This is a genomic window from Corallococcus sp. bb12-1, assembly GCF_026626765.1.
In the GTDB taxonomy this organism is placed as follows: Bacteria; Myxococcota; Myxococcia; order Myxococcales; family Myxococcaceae; genus Corallococcus; species Corallococcus terminator.
The window spans coordinates 40,082-56,187 of the sequence record NZ_JAPNJZ010000003.1 but is presented as its reverse complement, the minus strand read 5'-3'; the positions used below and the strand labels follow the sequence as shown (position 1 = coordinate 56,187).

The following is a 16,106-nucleotide window of genomic DNA, read 5'->3' as shown; positions in this document are numbered from 1 at the left end:
CCTGCGCGCGGTCAAGATGTAATTGACAACCGTTGTCGAATGCAATGATCTCTTACGCCCATGACCCTCGCTGAGCAAGTGGCATCAACGCGACGCGCCGTGGTCCGACTCCTCAGCCAGAAGGTGGGAGAGCAAACGGACCGGCCGCTGATGCAACTGCTCGTGCTGAAATACATTCTCGTGCTGGACATCCACAGCCAGGCGGTCATCGCGGAGCGGCTGCTCATCGACGCGCCCGCCGTGAGCCGGCTGGTGGATCGCCTGGAGGAGGATGGGCTGGTGGAGCGCCGCGCGGGGGAGAACCGCCGCTGCGTGCGCCTGGAGGCGACCGACGCGGGCCGCAGGGAGTTCCAGGCCCTGGAGCGCGCCACGGAGTGGCTGGACGAAGAGGCCCGGGCCCAGTTGTCGCCCGGAGAGTTCGAGGAGCTGTCACGCCTCCTGGAGAAACTCCAGGGCGGCCTGCTCCTGCGGCTCGCGTCCCCGCCCCCGGGCAACAACCCGTGCGCCACCGCGCGCAAGGACGAGTAGCTCCCGCTTCACGCCTGCCCCGAAACGACGACGGGTGACGACGGGACGGAAACGGGCTCCCGCCCGCGGCCGTCCCGCCGCCACCCATGCGTCACTTCCGGGGGGGAAGGGTTGAAGGTGGGGTTGAGGGGGGAGCTGCCACTAGCGATGACGGGGGATGTTGCGGGACACGTGCAGGGCCCACGCCTCCGCCGAGTCCAGCTCCGCGCGGGCGCTGGCGAAGCGATCCAACGCTTCGTCGGTGCCGTCGTTGGCGAAGATGGCGTCGTGCAGTTCCTTCTGGGCCCGCGTCAGCCGCAGGCTCGTCTGCAACCACAGCCGGGCCGCCATGCGCGGCGTGATGACCACCAGCGTGGGATCCCACACCTCCAGGGCGGCGAAGTCAGCGGAAGACAGCTCCTCGTATCCAGCGGCCTGCTCGGTTCGTGCGTTCATGCCCGGATGTTCGCCATGGCCTCCAGGCAGGGCATCCGGGCCACCTGGGCAGGCTCGAAGGCCACTGGTGAGCAGTCGAGGACAGTTCCACCATCCCCTGGGGTACTCGCCTTCCCGGTTTTGCGGGGAGAGTCAATACAGTAGGGTTGGGACAATGCTTCCCACACTGCAATCCTGGAGAGAATCGAGCGCCTTCTTCTAGAATCCTCCGCTCTCTCCGTGACGTGCGAGGCATCACCCTGGATCTGAACACCCTGAACAAGCTGCTCACCGTCGGCGTCCAGAACGGGGCTTCGGACATCCATTTCCGGCCGGGGGATCCCCCCATCTACCGGGTGAATGGTGTGCTGCGGCCGTTGAAGATGGAAAAGCTGCAAGCGGATCACACCAAGCAGGTGGCCCTGCACGTGATGAATGATCCGCTGATGAAGGCGCAGGTGGACAGCGTGCAGGAGTGCGACTCGTCCTACAGCCTTCCGGGGGTGGCGCGTTTCCGCGTGAACATCTACCGGCAGCGCGGCTCGCTCGCCTGCATCCTGCGCATCATCCCGGACGAGATTCCCAGCATCGACGGCATGGGCCTGCCGCAGGTGCTGAAGACGATCGCCGGCAACGAGCGCGGGCTGGTGCTGGTGACGGGGGCGACGGGGTCCGGCAAGAGCTCCACGCTGGCGTCGATGATCAACCACATCAACCACACGGAGAGCCTGCACATCCTCACCATCGAGGACCCCATCGAGTTCATCTACAAGAACGTGAAGTCCTCCATCTCCCAGCGGGAGATTGGACCGGACACGGCGAACTTCGCCATCGCGTTGCGCGCGGCGCTGCGTCAGGACCCGGACGTCATCCTGGTGGGTGAGATGCGCGACACGGAGACCATCGACATCGCGCTGAAGGCGTCGGAGACGGGCCACCTGGTGCTGTCCACGGTGCACACCACGGACGCGTCGCGCACCATCAACCGCCTGGTGTCGGTGTTCCCGGCCGAAGAGCAGACCATGGTGCGCATGCGCCTGGCGGACTGCCTCAAGGCGACCATCTCCCAGCGCCTGCTGCCGCGCGCCACCGGCAAGGGCCGCACGGTGGCGCTGGAGATCATGGTGCAGACGAAGACGGTGGAGCAGTACATCCGCGACGACCGCGCCAGCGAGCTGAAGGACGTCATCGAGAAGGGCCGCGACATGTTCGGCATGCAGTCCTTCGACCAGCACCTGACGCAGTTGTATCGGGCCGGGGACATCACGCTGGAGACAGCGCAGAGCGCGGCCTCCAACCCCGCCGACTTCCAGCGCGCGCTCGAGTTCGACTGAACCCCGCGCGCCGGAAGGGACTCCGGCGCGTCAGGCCTTCTTCGCGGACGGCTTGTTGATGTTCGCGAAGAAGTCGTTGCCCTTGTCGTCCACGACGATGAAGGCCGGGAAGTCGACCACGTCGATCTTCCACACGGCCTCCATGCCCAGCTCCTCGTACTCCAGCACCTCCACCTTGGTGATGCAGTCCTTGGCGAGCCGGGCCGCCGGGCCGCCGATGGAGCCCAGGTAGAAGCCGCCGTGCTTCTTGCACGCCTCGGTGACGGCCGGGGAGCGGTTGCCCTTGGCGAGCATCACGAAGCTGCCGCCCTCCGCCTGGAATTGATCCACGTACGCGTCCATGCGGCCCGCGGTGGTGGGGCCGAAGGAGCCGGACGCGTAGCCCTCCGGCGTCTTCGCCGGGCCCGCGTAGTAGACCATGTGGTCCTTCATGTACTGGGGCATGCCCTCGCCCTTGTCCAACCGCTCCTTGAGCTTCGCGTGCGCGATGTCGCGCGCCACCACCAGCGAGCCTGACAGGGACAGGCGCGTCTTGATGGGGTAGCGCGACAGCTCCGCGCGCAGGTCGCTCATGGGGCGGTTGAGGTCCAGCTTCACCACGTCGTCGGACAGGTCCGTGTCCTTCGCCTCCGGCAGGTACTTCGCCGGATCCGTCTCCAGGGCCTCCAGGAAGATGCCGTCGCGGGTAATCTTGCCCAGCGCCTGACGGTCCGCGGAGCAGGAGACGGCGATGGCCACCGGGCAGGACGCGCCATGGCGGGGCAGGCGGATGATGCGCACGTCGTGGCAGAAGTACTTGCCGCCGAACTGCGCGCCGATGCCGGTGCGCTGGGTGAGCTTGAGCACCTCCTGCTCCAGCGCCACGTCGCGGAAGCCGCGGCCCAGGGCGTTGCCTTCGGTGGGCAGCGAGTCCAGGTAGCGCGCGGAGGCGTACTTGGCCGTCTTCAGCGCGAACTCCGCGGACGTGCCGCCCACCACGATGGCCAGGTGGTACGGCGGGCACGCGGCGGTGCCCAGCGAGCGGATCTTCGTCTCCAGGAACGCCAGCAGGCTCTGAGGATTGAGGACCGCCTTGGTCTCCTGGAACAGGTAGCTCTTGTTCGCGGAGCCGCCGCCCTTGGCCATGAAGAGGAACTTGTAGGCGTCGCCGTCGGTGGCGTAGAGCTCGATTTGCGCGGGCAGGTTGTTGCCCGTGTTGACCTCCCGGTACATGTCCAGCGGCGCCATCTGCGAGTAGCGCAGGTTCGACGTGAGGTACGTGTCGAACACGCCCCGGGAGATGGCCGCCTCGTCGCCTCCTTCAGTGAGGACGTACTGGCCCTTCTTGCCCATCACGATGGCGGTGCCGGTGTCCTGGCAGGAGGGCAGCACGCCGCCCGCGGCGATGTTCGCGTTCTTGAGCAGCTCCAGCGCCACGAAGCGGTCGTTGTTCGACGCCTCCGGGTCCTGGAGGATGTTCGCCAACTGCTGGAGGTGCCCGGGGCGCAGCAGGTGCGAGATGTCCCGCATGGCCTCGCGGGTGAGCAGCGTGAGGGCCTCCGGCGCGACCTGGAGGAAGGACCGGCCGCCGGCTTCCAGCACGGAGACGTGCTCCTTCGTGAGCAGCCGGTAGGGCGTCTCGTCCTTGCCGAGCGGCAGCATGTCCTGGAACTGGAAGTCACTCATCGCGTCGCATCTCTCACGGCAAGGGTGGAACGAAGGGGCGGGCCCGGCGGGGGACTCTACCGGGCCTGTTCCCGGGGTGGCACCACGTAGAGGTACACCGGGGTGCGGTACAGGTCGTCCAGCCGCACGGTGCGCGCGGGCGTCCACCCCCGGAGCGAGAATGTGTGGCTGAGGATGAGGGCGCCCTCGGGCAGCTCGGCCGCGAAGCGGGGCGCCAGGCGCGTCATGTGGCCTCGCGACAGGTAGCAGAGGACGCAGCCTGCGTCCTGGAAGGACGCACGGAAGAAGTCCTGGCGGCACAGGTTGAGGTTCGCGCGCGGGAAGAACCGCTGGCGCAGGCACATGAAGAGGAAGGGCAGCCAGGATCGCTCGTAGGCGACGACGCGGGCCTGGGGGCAATGGTCGGCCAGGGGGAAGGCCAGGTCCCCCCAGCCCGCGCCCAGCTCCAGCACGGTGCCCGTGAGGTCGCGCGGAAGCATCGCGAGCAGGGCCCGCCGCACCCGGGGCGGGCTGGGCATGGGCGGCGCGCCGGTGCGCAGCGTGGACACGACGATGGACAGCGCCCCCGCGAGGAGCACCGCCCAGAGCAGCAGGAAGAGGAGGGTGCCCGTCGCGCTCACCGGGCACGCATCATCGCAAATGCCGCCGCGAGCGGGGCCCTACTTGCGAGGGAGGTGGCCCGCGTCCGCATGGCGCGCGGGCGAGGGCTTCACCCGCGCGACGGCGGGGGCCGGCTCAACGCTCTCGAACAGGGCCCGGCCCAACACGAAGCAGAAGACCACACCCACGGAGAGTGCCATCACGTTCCAGTAGTACCCCATGGGGCCTGCCACAAAGCACGGACCATGCCGTCCCCATGGCGCACTCGGGACGTGGGGGGTCGGGCGCACCCGGTTGTGTCCCTTCGCGCTACACCGGTGGCCCCAGGCGTTGCCCCCCAGGCAACAGCGCCCTCACGCGGCGTTCAATGTTCGGAGGGCCAAGGGGTTCACGCGCGGGCGCGGGCCGCTACACGGAGGGCGCGGAGTCGGCGGGCGCGGGCTCGGGCTCGGGCGTCGGCCGGTGCGCGGCGGACTCCAGCCGGTCCACGTTGCGCAGCTCGGGGAACAGCCACGCCCAGAGGCCCACGACGACGAGGGTGCCCACGGCGCCAATCACCACGGCGTGCACGGCGCCCAGCGCTTCCGCGAGCGAACCCGCGCGGAACTCGCCCAGCTCGTTGGATGCGCCGATGCACATCATGTTCACCGCGCCCACGCGGCCGCGCATGTCGTCCGGCGTGGAGACCAGCTCCAGCGTGTGGCGCACCACCACGCTCACCATGTCCGCCGCCCCACCGATGGCGAGCGCCACGAGCGACAGGGGCAGCGACGTGCTCAGGCCGAACACCAGCGTGGCCGTGCCGAACACCGCCACCGCGCCGAACATCTTCCACCCCGCATGGCCGCCCAGCGGACGGAACGCCAGCAACACCGCCACCACCGCTGCGCCCGCGGCCGGAGCGCTGCGCAACAGGCCCAGGCCCCAGGGCCCCGTGTGCAGCACGTCGCGCGCGTAGATGGGCAGCAGCGCCACCGCGCCGCCCAGCAGCACGGCGAAGAGGTCCAGCGTGAGGCTGCCCAGGAGCAGCCGTTTCTGGCGCACGAACCGGAGGCCCGCGACGAGCGTGGCGAACGAGATGGGCTCGCGCGACGCGCTACCCGTGCGGACCTTGAGCGAGAGGATCCACCCCACCGTGAGCGCGCACAGCGACGCGGACGCGATGTAGACGCCCTTGCCGCCCAGCCACCCGTAGAGCAGTCCGCCCACGGCGGGGCCCGCGATGGTGGCCACCTGCCACGTGGTGGAGTTCACCGCCACCGCGCGCGTCAGCTCCTCGGGCGGCACCAGGTACGGCGTGAGCGCGGAGCCCGCGGGCGCGTAGAAGGCCCTCGCGGTGCCGAACAGCACCAGCACGCCGTAGACGAACCGCACGTCGGTGACGTGGCCCAGCGTGAAGGACAAGAGCAGCAGGCTGCACACCAGCATCACGCCCTGGCAGATGGCCAGGATGCGGCGGCGGTCGAAGCGGTCCGCCACCTGCCCGCCCAGGAGGCTGAACGCGAGGAAGGGGACGAACTGCGCCAGGCCCGTGTAGCCCAGCGCGAGCGCGCTGCCGGTGAGTTCGTACACCTGCCAGCCGATGGCCACCGATTCAATCTGCACCGCGAGCACCGCGCACAGCCGGGCGATTTGATACAGCCGGAAGTCGCGGTGACGGAAGACGGACGTGCTGAGCGCGTTGGCCATGCTGGAGTCGCGCTGTAACGCAGCCCGTCCAGCTCCGCCAGCCACAAGGCGTGGCGACTCCCGCCTGGAGCCCCTCCGTGCCTACGAGGTGGCGCGCATCCGGTTGAGCCGGTCGTAGTGGCGGTAGCCCAGCTTGTCGAGCGCGGCGGGTGGCGCCAGGCCGATGTCCACCAGCGTCTTGATGTCGTACGTGCCCGCGAGCACCGGCGGCGCGTAGTTGCCCACCGCCTCCGGCGTGCGGAAGCCCGGCAGCGGGAAGAGCACCGTGCTGGTGTGCACGTGCATGAAGTGCGCGGCGGACTGACGCTGCCACCCCGGCACGCCCGGCGCGGTGATGACGTGCGGCGTGGCGAGGAACGTGCCGCCGGTGAGGATCTCCAACTGCTGGCCCACCTGCGCCACGATGCAGCCCGCGGGCGCGGTGCCGCGCACCATCTGGCCCTGCGGCGCATCCGGCGTCGCGCGCGTGCGCAGGTACAGGCCGCTCTGGTCATCCGGCTTGGGCGCGGGGCGGCCATCCGGGTTCAGGAACCGGCCGCCGGGCAGCAGCGTGAGCAGGTTGAAGTCGGTGTGCTCCTCGCCCCAGAGGATGCCGGTGTTCACCTGCGACGGGCCCAGGGGCAGGTACTGGAGGGCGCGCGTGACGTGGGGCGCGCGGTCGCAGAAGTCCGTGAAGGTGGCCTCCGGCAGGTTCAGCGCCAGGGCGGAGCCGCGCAGCAGCTTGAGCCCGGCCTCGTGCAGCGCACGGCCCATGGTGAGCAGGCCGTCCTGGAAGTACGGCGGCGCGGAGTCGGGCCAGATGTTCTCCGGGTACAGCTCCGGGAACTCCAGCGCGGACTGCGCGTCGTTGGGCGTGGGCGCCGCGAAGTAGCACTCCTTGAAGTCCGGCTGCCCGTTGCCGGCGACGGCGACCTCCGTGTTCGGAGGCGTCCACCCGCGCTGGTACCAGAGGTCCGCGCGGCCCAGGGGGCGCTTCACGGCTTCGGGGAGGGCGACGAACGCGGAGAACGCGTCGTAGAAGCGCTCCAGCGCCGGCGCGTCCACGCCGTGGTTCTTCACGAACACGAGGCCGAAGACGCCGAAGGCCTCGCGCAGTGCCGCCGCGGCGCGCTCGAGGCGAGCCGGTTCACCCGACGCGAGGTCCGCGAGGTCGACCGTCGGGATGTGGATCGAGGAGGTGTCCGCCATGGTGGGCCCAGGTGTATCGCGCCCGGGCCCGCCTGAGGAGGGGGACAATGCCTGCCCGCTTGAAGGAGGACACCCGTTTCCCGGGAAATCCGGGAGCAGGCCGTCAGCGCGCGGTGAGCGTCACATCCACCGGGGCGCACTTCACCGGGGTGGACTTGTAGTCGCCGCCCGGGCGGGGCACGTCCTCCTGGCGGGTGGCGACGTCCATCAGCTCGTCGCGGAAGGTGATGCGGTAGGTACCCGGCTTCTTGAAGTCATAGGCCTGCGTCACCTCCACGCGGTTCTCCGCCGTCGCGCCCGGGGCGATGGTTTCGTAGCTGGAGGCGGACGGGGCGGCGCGCTTCACCATGGGGCCCTGGTACTCCACCTCCGCCCCATCGCGGGTGACCTGGAACACGGTGCCCAGGATGCCCTCCAGCGGCGTCTGCCACTTGAGGACCCAGACGGGCTGCGCGGAGCGGTTGGTGAGCTTGAACAGGACCTCCACGCTCTCGCCCACGCGGGCCGTCGCGGGGGCGCTCAGGGTGCACTCCAGGTTCGGGGTCGTCACGGCGGCGGGCTCCGGGGCGGGCGGGGGGGGCGCGGGCGTGGGGGCGGCGACGGCGGGGGCCTGCTGCTGCGCGGGCGACTCCGCGGACTTCGGCGTACAGGCGGTGATTCCGGCGGCGGACAGCACCGCGAGCCATGCGAGGTTCTTTCGTCCCATCCCCATCACGTGACGCTCCTTGTGCTCGTGAAAAAAGAAGGGGACGCGAGGCATGCCGCCCGCGTCCCCCGGTCAACGGACCTGCGTCACCTTACGGCAGCGACGGGGTGTTCTCCGTGAAGTATTCGTGGCTGTCCGCGTTGGCGCGCGCCTTCGTGGGGTTGGACTTCGCCAGGGCCTTGGCCGCGGTCTGGCCGTAGGCGTTGTCACCCGTGCCGGCCACGACGGTGAAGTGGCTCATCTCGTGGACCAGCGTGCCGGCGCGCGAGTCCGTGCCCGTGTTGGGCGCGCTCCAGAAGGCGCCGCACACGTAGATCTTGTACGGCGCGTTCGAGTACACGTAGGCGTACGTGCCGCTCTCGTTGCAGCTGCAGTCCACCACGACGGCTGCGGAGTCGAACGCGGTCTTGATCTTGCTGAAGTGCGTCTTGATGGTGCTCCAGTTGGTGGTGGAGTACGTGCCGAACCACGTGGTGAAGCGCGTGGTCGCGGACGGCGTCCCGTTCAGGTACGTGAGGGAGTTGGTGGAGTAGGTCTTCGCGCTGTTGAACGCGGTGGAGATGGAGGTCTGCTCGGACGCGGTGCACGCGCCGGAGTACGCCAGGCTCTCACCCGTCACCTGGCCCATCGCCTCCACCCCGTCGCGGCTGTTGCGACGGCCTTCGATGAAGAGGCTGACCTCGTTGGAGGACAGCGCCGTCACGCTCGAGCGCGCCTCCAGCTCGTAGCGGATGGCGTAGGTGCCCGTCTGGGACAGGTCATACGCGTCGGAGACCACCACCGGGCCGGAGATGCTCTGGCCGGGGGCGATGGTGATGATGTCCTCGGGGCGGCCCAGCACGCGCTTGTAGTGCGCGCCGGTGTAGGCCACGGACTCGCCATCGCGCAGCACGGACAGGCGACCCTCCGTGAGGCCCTCGCCCGGCGCTTCCCACTTCTGGATGCTGACCGGCGTGGAGGAGGTGTTGGTCAGCGTCACCTGCACCGTCACCGTGTCGCTCGCCGCCATGGAGGCCTTGGCGACGGACACCGTCGCCGTCAGCGCGCCCTGGACCTGCTCGGTGGCCTCGGGCTGCGAGGTCTCACCCTCAACCGGAGCGCCGCAGGCACCCAGCAGGGAAACGCCAACCGCAGTGCCCACCAGCCACTTGAAACCACGAAGGCTCTTGCTCACGAGGAACTTCCTTTCGGAAAAACGACGCAGCGAACACCAGGGGGAATGCCCGGGTCCTCACACTTATAGGGGAAGACGGGCCCGGTGATGATGGCACGAAATACTGTGAAATAAACACCTCCCCACTATTCCGTTTCTCGCCGCGGTGCGGCCCGGGGTGGCGTGGGGCGTTAGGCTTCATGCGGCAAGGGGCGTTGGTTCGCGGCCGAAGGAACGAGGTGTCGGACGATGCGCGCGGTGGTGTTCGAACATGAGGAGCACGAGGGTCCGGGGCTCCTGGGGCCCGTGCTGGAGGCGGCGGGTTTCACCCTGGTGCGAAGGTTCCGGACGGTGCGGCGCGAGGACGTGGACGCACCGCTGGTGGTGGTGATGGGCGGACCCATGGGCGTGTACGAGGCGGACGCCCATCCCTTCCTGAACGATGAGCTGGCGTTGCTGGGAGAGCGGCTGGCGAATGACCGCGCGTGCGTGGGTGTCTGTCTGGGCGCGCAGCTGTTGGCGGCGGCGGCGGGCGCCCAGGTGTCGCCGGGCAAGAATGGCTTCGAGGTGGGGGTGGGCCCGGTGCGCTGGACGCAGGACGCGCTGAAGGACCCGGTGGTGGCGGGCGCGAAGGCGCGCACGGCGGTGGCCCACTGGCATGGGGACACATACACGCCGGTGCCGGGGGCGACGTTGCTGGCGTCCACGGACCGCTACACGCAGCAGGCGTTCCGGCTGGGGAAGTCCTACGGCTTCCAGTTCCACCTGGAGCTGACGGCGAAGGAGCTGGGGCGCTGGCTGGAGCTGTGCGCGGAGGACCTCGTCACGCGCGGCAAGGACCTGGAGGAGTTGAAGTCGCAGCTGCCCAGGCTGAAGTCAGCGGAGGCGGAGAACACGCAGCTGTTGCAGCGGCTGGCGCATGAGCTGGCGAAGGGGCTGCGCGCGCCATGAAGCTGACCTGTCTGCACGTCCATCACTACCGCGAACTCGCGCCGGACACGCTGCTGACGTTCGGGCCCGCGCTCAACGTGGTGGTGGGGGGGATGGGCAGTGGTCGCACCACGCTCCTGGAGCTGGTGTCCACGGTGGTGTGCTCGGACTTCTCCGGGCTCTTGCGCGAGCCGTTCTCGCTGGACTACTCGCTGCGCTTCGACGCGCTGACGGTGGACGTGGCGGTGCGCAACGAACCTCCCACCGCGCTGCCCGCCACGACGGGCACGGGCTCGGATGCGGGGCCGGGGGCGGCGCTGGCCCTGCCGCCCTCGGGGCTCGCGCACGGGCTGATGCCCTCCATCGTGGCGACGGTGCGCTGGGACGCGGCGGAGGACGTGCGGCTGGTGATGCGCGCGAGCGCCACCGGCTTCGCATGCGAGGTGGATGGCGCGGCGGGCTTCGCCAAGCGCATGCACTGGTCGGTGTTGGACCGCTCCGTATGGACGCTGCTCTTCATGGCCGCGCAGTACCTGGAGCGCGGCGTGAAGGACCGGCTGAAGGAGCTCCTGCGCCGCACGTTCCTGCTGGCGCCGCCGCGCTTCGACGAAGCGCTGGGGATGTTCGAGCGCATCGGCGCCATCCGCTACGCGATGGAGCGGCGGGGCGAGGACCTGTTTCCGCTGGGGCTCATGGCCCTGCCCACGTGGATGCCCGGGTGGCTGCGCGAGCAGGTGGAGCACGAGCCGCTGCCCCCGACGCTGATGTTCCGCCACGAAACGCTGCCGCGAAGCTTCCTCGCGCGCTTCGTGACGCTGGCGGGGTTCGCGTCGGGCACGCTCACGGTGGACGTGACGGAGACGACGCCCCTGTCCCAGGGCGGACGGCTGGGCTTCAGCGGCTTCCGCTTCGCGTTCGTGCGCCCGGACGGCACGCCGGTGTCCCAGGAGCAGTTGGGATACGGCCAGCGGCGGCTGTTGTCCTTCCTGTACTACCTGGATGTCCACGACGCGTTCGTCATCGCGGACGAGCTGCCGGCCGGACTGCCTCCAGAGCTGGTGGAGGCGTGCGTGAAGGACGTGGGCGAACGTCAGGCGTTCCTCACCAGCCAGAACCCCCTGCTGTTCGAGCACCTGTCCTTCCGCGACGCGGAAGACCTCCGCACGTCGTTGATCCGGTGCGAAGGAGGCGCGGGGCGCGGAGCCTGGCGCTGGACGCAGCCGTCGCCCGAGGTGGCGTCGCGCCTGTTCGACGCCTGGCGCGAGAAGGCCCTGCCCCTGGGCGCGGTGCTGCGCGCCCAGGGTTTCGGGTGAGACTCAGCGGCCGGCGAGCAGCTCGGTGCTGAAGGAGAAGCCGGCCAGCAGGTAGGGCATGGCGCTGGTGCGGTTCTCGTGCGTGAGGTACCAGCCGGCGATGAGCAGCGCGGTGGGCTTGTTCATGAAGCCGCCCGGGCGGGTGTCGAAGGCATACGCGACGATGGGGCCCACGCGCATGTGGCTGTTCGTGGGCAGGGTGCGGCCGGGCAGCGGCTCCACGGCGTTGGCGTCATCATCGTAGCTCGGCCACACCGCGGAGAAGCGTGCGCCCAGCGTCCAGCGGCCGTTCATCCAGATGACGTCCGTGTCGTTGGCGAGCACCCAGCCCTTGCCGGGCACCAGTGTGTCCAGCGTCGGGTCGTAGAAGGTGCCGCGCGGACCGCCGTCGCGCAGGTCCACGTTCCAGTACTCGAAGGCCATCTTCGTGCGCAGCGCCACCGACTTCACCTTCGCCTGGAGCGTGGGCTCCAGGAAGAAGTGGTGGCCGGAGGTGCCGTAGGCCTGGTCGTTCGTCACGTCGCGCACGTCGTCGTCGTAGTTCTGGAACGAGTCCGGGTACGACTGGACGCTGCCGAAGGTGCCGAAGAACTGCACGTACTCGTAGCCGGCGCGGAGGTTGAACACCGCCACGGGCTGGAGCTCCACGATGGGCCCCACCTTGAAGAACGCCGGGCTCAGCTTGAGGCCCGCGGCGGCGCTCGCGTACGTGTCGCGCAAGAGCAAGGACGGGCTATCGAAGAGCCGCTTCTGGTAGACGAGCCTGTTCTGCGATTCGAGCCCCAGCGGGTTGTAGCGGAACACGTTGAGGGTGGTGAAGTAGACGCGGCGCTCCGGCATCGGCGGCAGCAGCACCGGGGGCGGCACGTTCTCCGTAATGGGGGGCTCGGGTTGCTGCGCGGTCGCGGGCGCGGTCAGGCCCAGCAGGGCCACCATCGCGGCGCGGGGAAGCCACTTCGACATGGAGCGCATCCGGACAGACGGCGGGCGCTGCGGGAACACGTTCGCGGGCATGCGTCCTCTCGGCGGGGGGGCCCGTGGCGGGGGCCCCTGGGCGAAGGGCTGCACGTCACGGCGGACGCGAGCGTCATCCAGGTTGTGTGCGGGCTTCAAGACGCAGCAGGTCGAAGCCCGCGTGACGCCGAGCGTCAGCGCGAAGGCGCGGCGAACCTAGAAGGCGACCTGGAACCGGGTCAGCAGGACGTTCTCCGGGGCGCGGTCGCCGGTGGGTGCGCCGCCCTCGTAGTTCGTGCGGTGGAAGTTGGCGCCGAAGCGCACGCGCTTGTTGAAGTACCAGTTGGCGCCCACGCCGAAGCCCTTCGCCGCGCTCACCGACTGCGTGGGATTCGCGAAGAGGGGGAAGGCGTCGTCGTCCAGGTCCAGCGCGTGGTAGCGCACCGCCACCTCCAGCGCGCCGCCCTGGCCCGTCTCCGGATCAAAGGGCGTGGTCGGCTTGACGCCGTCGTACGCGGCGTCCCCGCCGAACACCACCCACGACGCCAGGGCCTGCCACGCATGGTGGCGCAGCCGTGCGCGCGCGTCCCCCAGCTGCACCTCTTGCGTGGAGCTCACGTACTCCGCGAGCAGTCCCAGCGGGCCCTTGTAGAAGTACCCCTGGGGCGCGAAGCGCAGGTGTTCGCCGTGCGCCGTGACGGTGGTGCCGGCGGCCGTGCCGCTCAGGTAGCTGAAGATGATCTCCTGGCCGGTGCTGCGAAGGACGGACACGCCGGAGTTGGAGGACGTGCCGAACTGCTGGCCCCGCGTCACCGCGAAGCCCACGCCCAGGCCCTTGAGCAGGGAGGGGCCGCCCGGCTTGAAGGGTTGGACGAAGAGCCGCGCGGCCAGGTCGAAGCTGTCGTCGGTGTTGAGGTCGGAGCTCACGCCGTCCGCCTCGCCGTTGAGCGCCGCGATCGAGTACTGCACCCGTCCGCCGAGCACGTCTCCGTGCAGCTCCAGGCCCACGTCGCGGATGGGGACCAGGTCCACCGTGAGCGAGCGTTCGATGAAGGGCGTGTTGACCGCGGCCTGGAGCAGCTCCAGTCCGAAGGGCGTCTTGAACTTGCCGGCGCGCAGGCGGAGCTTGTCGCTCGGGTGGAAGTCGATCCACGCGTCCTGCACGAGCGGCTGCATGCTTCCGAAGTCCGGCATGAAGCGGAAGTCGACGAAGCCGAAGAACGTCCCTTCCAGCATGGGGCGCACACGCCGCATGACGAAGGTGTTGGTGCCGGTGTGCTCCGGATCATCAAAGAAGAAGCGCCCGTCCGCCTGGAGCTGCCCGCGAAACTTCACCACGAAGGCCTTGTCCGCCGAGGACAGGGAGAAGCCCTCTTCCGACAGCTGGATGCGCGGGGCCTCCGGTGCCGGGGAGGGTTCGGGGGGCGCGGGCTGGGCGCTGACACAGGGGGCGGCGAGCAGCAGGCCGGTGACGACAAGGAGGGTGGAGCCGGGGACAACGGACACGCGAGGACCTCGGGCAGGGGGGCGCGCCCAGGGGGCGGCGGCGGACGTTGCGAGGGGCGGGCCGTGCTGTCAAGCACTCCGGGTGCTCCTGTTGTCACGTTCACTTGCCGGATCCATGCAGGTCTGGTTCATGCTGGGGAGCATGTCCGCGACCAAGCCCCGCGCCGCATCCATGTACGTCGACCTCGACCGCGACGCGTGGCGGGAGTTGCGGGCTTCCACGCCCATGACGTTGACGGCGGAGGAGGTGGAGAAGCTGCGGGGCCTGGGCGATCGGCTGGACATCGACGAGGTGGTGGATGTCTATCTGCCGCTGTCGCGCCTCTTGCACCTGCAGGTGGCGTCGGCGCAGTCGCTGTGGGCGGCGCAGCAGGCGTTCCTGGGATATTCGGGGCGCAAGGTGCCCTTCATCATCGCCATCGCGGGCAGCGTGGCGGTGGGCAAGAGCACCACGGCGCGCATCCTTCAGGCGTTGCTGGCGCGCTGGCCGGATCATCCGCGCGTGGAGCTGGTGACCACGGATGGGTTCCTGTTCCCCAACCGGGTGCTGACCGAGCGGGGCATCATGAACCGCAAGGGTTTCCCGGAGAGCTACGATCGACGCGGGCTGGTGCGCTTCCTCGCGGAGCTGAAGGCGGGGAAGGAGGAGGTGACGGCGCCGGTGTATTCGCACCTCGTCTACGACATCGTCCCGGAGGAGGCGCGGACCATCCGTCAGCCGGACATCCTCATCCTGGAAGGGCTCAACGTCCTGCAGACGGGCCTGGTGGAAGGGGGGCAGTTGCCGCAGACGTTCCTGTCGGACTTCTTCGACTTCTCCATCTACGTGGACGCGCCGGAGACGGACATCCGGCACTGGTACGTGGAGCGCTTCCTGCACTTGTGGGAGACGGCGTTCCACGACGAGCGCTCCTTCTTCCGGCGCTTCACGGAGCTGACGCGGGAACAGGCGGTGGCGCGGGCGGCGTCGGTGTGGGCGGAGATCAACGGGCCGAACCTGGCACAGAATATCGCCCCCACGCGTTCGCGCGCGCGGCTCATCCTGGTGAAGGGCAACGACCACAAGGTCCGCCGCGTGCGCATGCGCAAGCTGTAGGCGGCAATGGGAAACACAGACATGGCTCCACGATTGGGTTCGCTCTGGGACGCGGTGGGCAACACGCCGCTGTTGCGCATTGGTTCACTCAGCAGGCAGACGGGTTGTGACATCGTCGCCAAGGCGGAGTTCATGAATCCCGGCGGCAGCATCAAGGACCGGGCCGCGAAGGGGATGATCCAGCGCGCGGAGGCGTCCGGACAGTTGAAGCCCGGAGGCACGATTGTGGAAGGCACCGCGGGCAACACCGGCATTGGTCTGGGGTTGTTAGGGCGCGAGCGGGGCTACCGCGTGGTGGTGACGATGCCGGACAACCAGGCGCGGGAGAAATACGAGTTGCTGGAGGCGATGGGCGTGGAGGTGCGGCGCGTGCCGGCGGTGGCGTTCTCCAACCCGTCCCACTTCTTCCATCAGGCGCGCGTGCTGGCGGAGGAGCACGGCTGGGCGTGGATGAACCAGTTCGAGAACACGGCGAACGGCGACTACCATTACGAGACGACGGGCCCGGAGATCTGGGAGCAGGCGGAGGGGAAGGTGGATGTGCTGGTGGCGTCGGTGGGCAGCGGCGGGACGCTGTCTGGGACGAGCCGCTACCTGAAGGAGAAGAACCCGGCGCTGCGCGTGGTGCTGGTGGATCCGCCGGGGTCGGGGCTCTACAGCCAGGTGCGCACGGGGAAGCTGGAGACGACGGGGAACTCCATCACGGAAGGCATTGGCATCATGCGGCTGACGGAGAACTTCCGGCAGGCGCGCGTGGATGAGGCGATGCGCCTGGAGGACCAGGACATGCTGGAGATGCTGTACCACCTGGCGCGCGAGGACGCGCTGGTGGTGGGCACCTCCGCGGCCATCAACGTGCGCGCCGCCTGGGAGGTGGCCCGGCAGCACGCGGGGCAGGGGCTGCGCATCGTTACGTTCCTGTGTGACCACGGCAGCCGGTACGCGTCGAAGGTGTTCAACCCGGAGTTCCTGGCGTCCAAGCAGCTCACGGTGAAGCCGCTGCCGGTGGGTTGAGGTTCCGGGGCGTCGA

16 protein-coding genes are annotated in these 16,106 nt (G+C 69.2%); 6 read left to right on the top strand and 10 right to left on the bottom strand.

Annotated elements, in window-relative coordinates:
* Positions 1–99: 99 nt before the first annotated feature.
* Positions 100–528 (top strand): MarR family winged helix-turn-helix transcriptional regulator, encoded by a 429-nt coding sequence (locus OV208_RS07935; RefSeq protein ID WP_267573225.1) that lies wholly within the window; start codon positions 100–102, stop codon positions 526–528.
* Between the two features lie 141 nt (positions 529–669).
* Here OV208_RS07935 and OV208_RS07930 read toward each other — a convergent pair whose 3' ends face one another.
* Positions 670–963: a FruA-associating protein, FapA gene (locus tag OV208_RS07930; RefSeq protein ID WP_267573224.1), complete on the bottom strand. Its 294-nt coding sequence runs from the start codon at positions 961–963 to the stop codon at positions 670–672.
* Positions 964–1,187: 224 nt separating this feature from the next.
* Here OV208_RS07930 and OV208_RS07925 point away from each other — a divergent pair, with 224 nt between their 5' ends.
* Complete coding sequence (locus tag OV208_RS07925) at positions 1,188–2,276, top strand: type IV pilus twitching motility protein PilT (RefSeq protein WP_267573223.1); 1,089 nt, start codon at positions 1,188–1,190, stop codon at positions 2,274–2,276.
* A gap of 30 nt (positions 2,277–2,306) precedes the next feature.
* Here OV208_RS07925 and OV208_RS07920 read toward each other — a convergent pair whose 3' ends face one another.
* The 7 genes from OV208_RS07920 to OV208_RS07890 form a co-directional block, all read right to left on the bottom strand.
* Positions 2,307–3,941 (bottom strand): fumarate hydratase, encoded by a 1,635-nt coding sequence (locus tag OV208_RS07920; protein ID WP_267573222.1) that lies wholly within the window; start codon positions 3,939–3,941, stop codon positions 2,307–2,309.
* A 56-nt stretch (positions 3,942–3,997) separates the two neighbouring features.
* Entirely contained in the window at positions 3,998–4,561 is a 564-nt protein-coding gene (locus OV208_RS07915) for a methyltransferase (protein ID WP_267573221.1), read from the bottom strand.
* A 39-nt stretch (positions 4,562–4,600) separates the two neighbouring features.
* Entirely contained in the window at positions 4,601–4,762 is a 162-nt protein-coding gene (locus tag OV208_RS07910) for a hypothetical protein (RefSeq protein WP_267573220.1), read from the bottom strand.
* 187 nt (positions 4,763–4,949) lie between these two features.
* On the bottom strand, positions 4,950–6,230 hold the full coding sequence (locus tag OV208_RS07905) for an MFS transporter (RefSeq protein WP_267573219.1): 1,281 nt from the start codon (positions 6,228–6,230) through the stop codon (positions 4,950–4,952).
* 81 nt (positions 6,231–6,311) lie between these two features.
* Positions 6,312–7,418: an isopenicillin N synthase family dioxygenase gene (locus tag OV208_RS07900; protein ID WP_267573218.1), complete on the bottom strand. Its 1,107-nt coding sequence runs from the start codon at positions 7,416–7,418 to the stop codon at positions 6,312–6,314.
* Positions 7,419–7,521: 103 nt separating this feature from the next.
* Positions 7,522–8,124: a protease gene (locus tag OV208_RS07895; RefSeq protein WP_267573217.1), complete on the bottom strand. Its 603-nt coding sequence runs from the start codon at positions 8,122–8,124 to the stop codon at positions 7,522–7,524.
* A 91-nt stretch (positions 8,125–8,215) separates the two neighbouring features.
* Positions 8,216–9,298: a M35 family metallo-endopeptidase gene (locus tag OV208_RS07890; protein WP_267573216.1), complete on the bottom strand. Its 1,083-nt coding sequence runs from the start codon at positions 9,296–9,298 to the stop codon at positions 8,216–8,218.
* Positions 9,299–9,526: 228 nt separating this feature from the next.
* Here OV208_RS07890 and OV208_RS07885 point away from each other — a divergent pair, with 228 nt between their 5' ends.
* Together OV208_RS07885 and OV208_RS07880 are read left to right on the top strand one after the other, a co-directional pair.
* Positions 9,527–10,228: a glutamine amidotransferase-related protein gene (locus OV208_RS07885; RefSeq protein WP_267573215.1), complete on the top strand. Its 702-nt coding sequence runs from the start codon at positions 9,527–9,529 to the stop codon at positions 10,226–10,228.
* Positions 10,225–11,520 carry an ATP-binding protein gene (locus tag OV208_RS07880; protein ID WP_267573214.1) on the top strand — a complete coding sequence of 432 codons (1,296 nt, stop codon included), beginning with the start codon at positions 10,225–10,227 and terminating at the stop codon, positions 11,518–11,520. Before OV208_RS07885 ends, OV208_RS07880 begins: the two co-directional genes overlap by 4 nt.
* A 3-nt stretch (positions 11,521–11,523) precedes the next feature.
* Here the strand turns inward: OV208_RS07880 and OV208_RS07875 are convergent, their stop codons facing one another.
* Both OV208_RS07875 and OV208_RS07870 read right to left on the bottom strand, forming a co-directional pair.
* On the bottom strand, positions 11,524–12,483 hold the full coding sequence (locus OV208_RS07875) for a hypothetical protein (protein WP_267573213.1): 960 nt from the start codon (positions 12,481–12,483) through the stop codon (positions 11,524–11,526).
* A 207-nt stretch (positions 12,484–12,690) separates the two neighbouring features.
* Positions 12,691–13,980, bottom strand: coding sequence for an OprO/OprP family phosphate-selective porin (locus tag OV208_RS07870; RefSeq protein WP_267573212.1), 1,290 nt, complete (start codon positions 13,978–13,980; stop codon positions 12,691–12,693).
* A 142-nt stretch (positions 13,981–14,122) separates the two neighbouring features.
* Between OV208_RS07870 and coaA the strand changes: the two genes are divergently transcribed.
* Both coaA and OV208_RS07860 read left to right on the top strand, forming a co-directional pair.
* On the top strand, positions 14,123–15,076 hold the full coding sequence (gene coaA / locus OV208_RS07865; RefSeq protein ID WP_267573211.1) for a type I pantothenate kinase: 954 nt from the start codon (positions 14,123–14,125) through the stop codon (positions 15,074–15,076).
* A 21-nt stretch (positions 15,077–15,097) separates the two neighbouring features.
* Positions 15,098–16,090: a cysteine synthase A gene (locus tag OV208_RS07860; protein ID WP_267573210.1), complete on the top strand. Its 993-nt coding sequence runs from the start codon at positions 15,098–15,100 to the stop codon at positions 16,088–16,090.
* Positions 16,091–16,106: the final 16 nt, after the last annotated feature.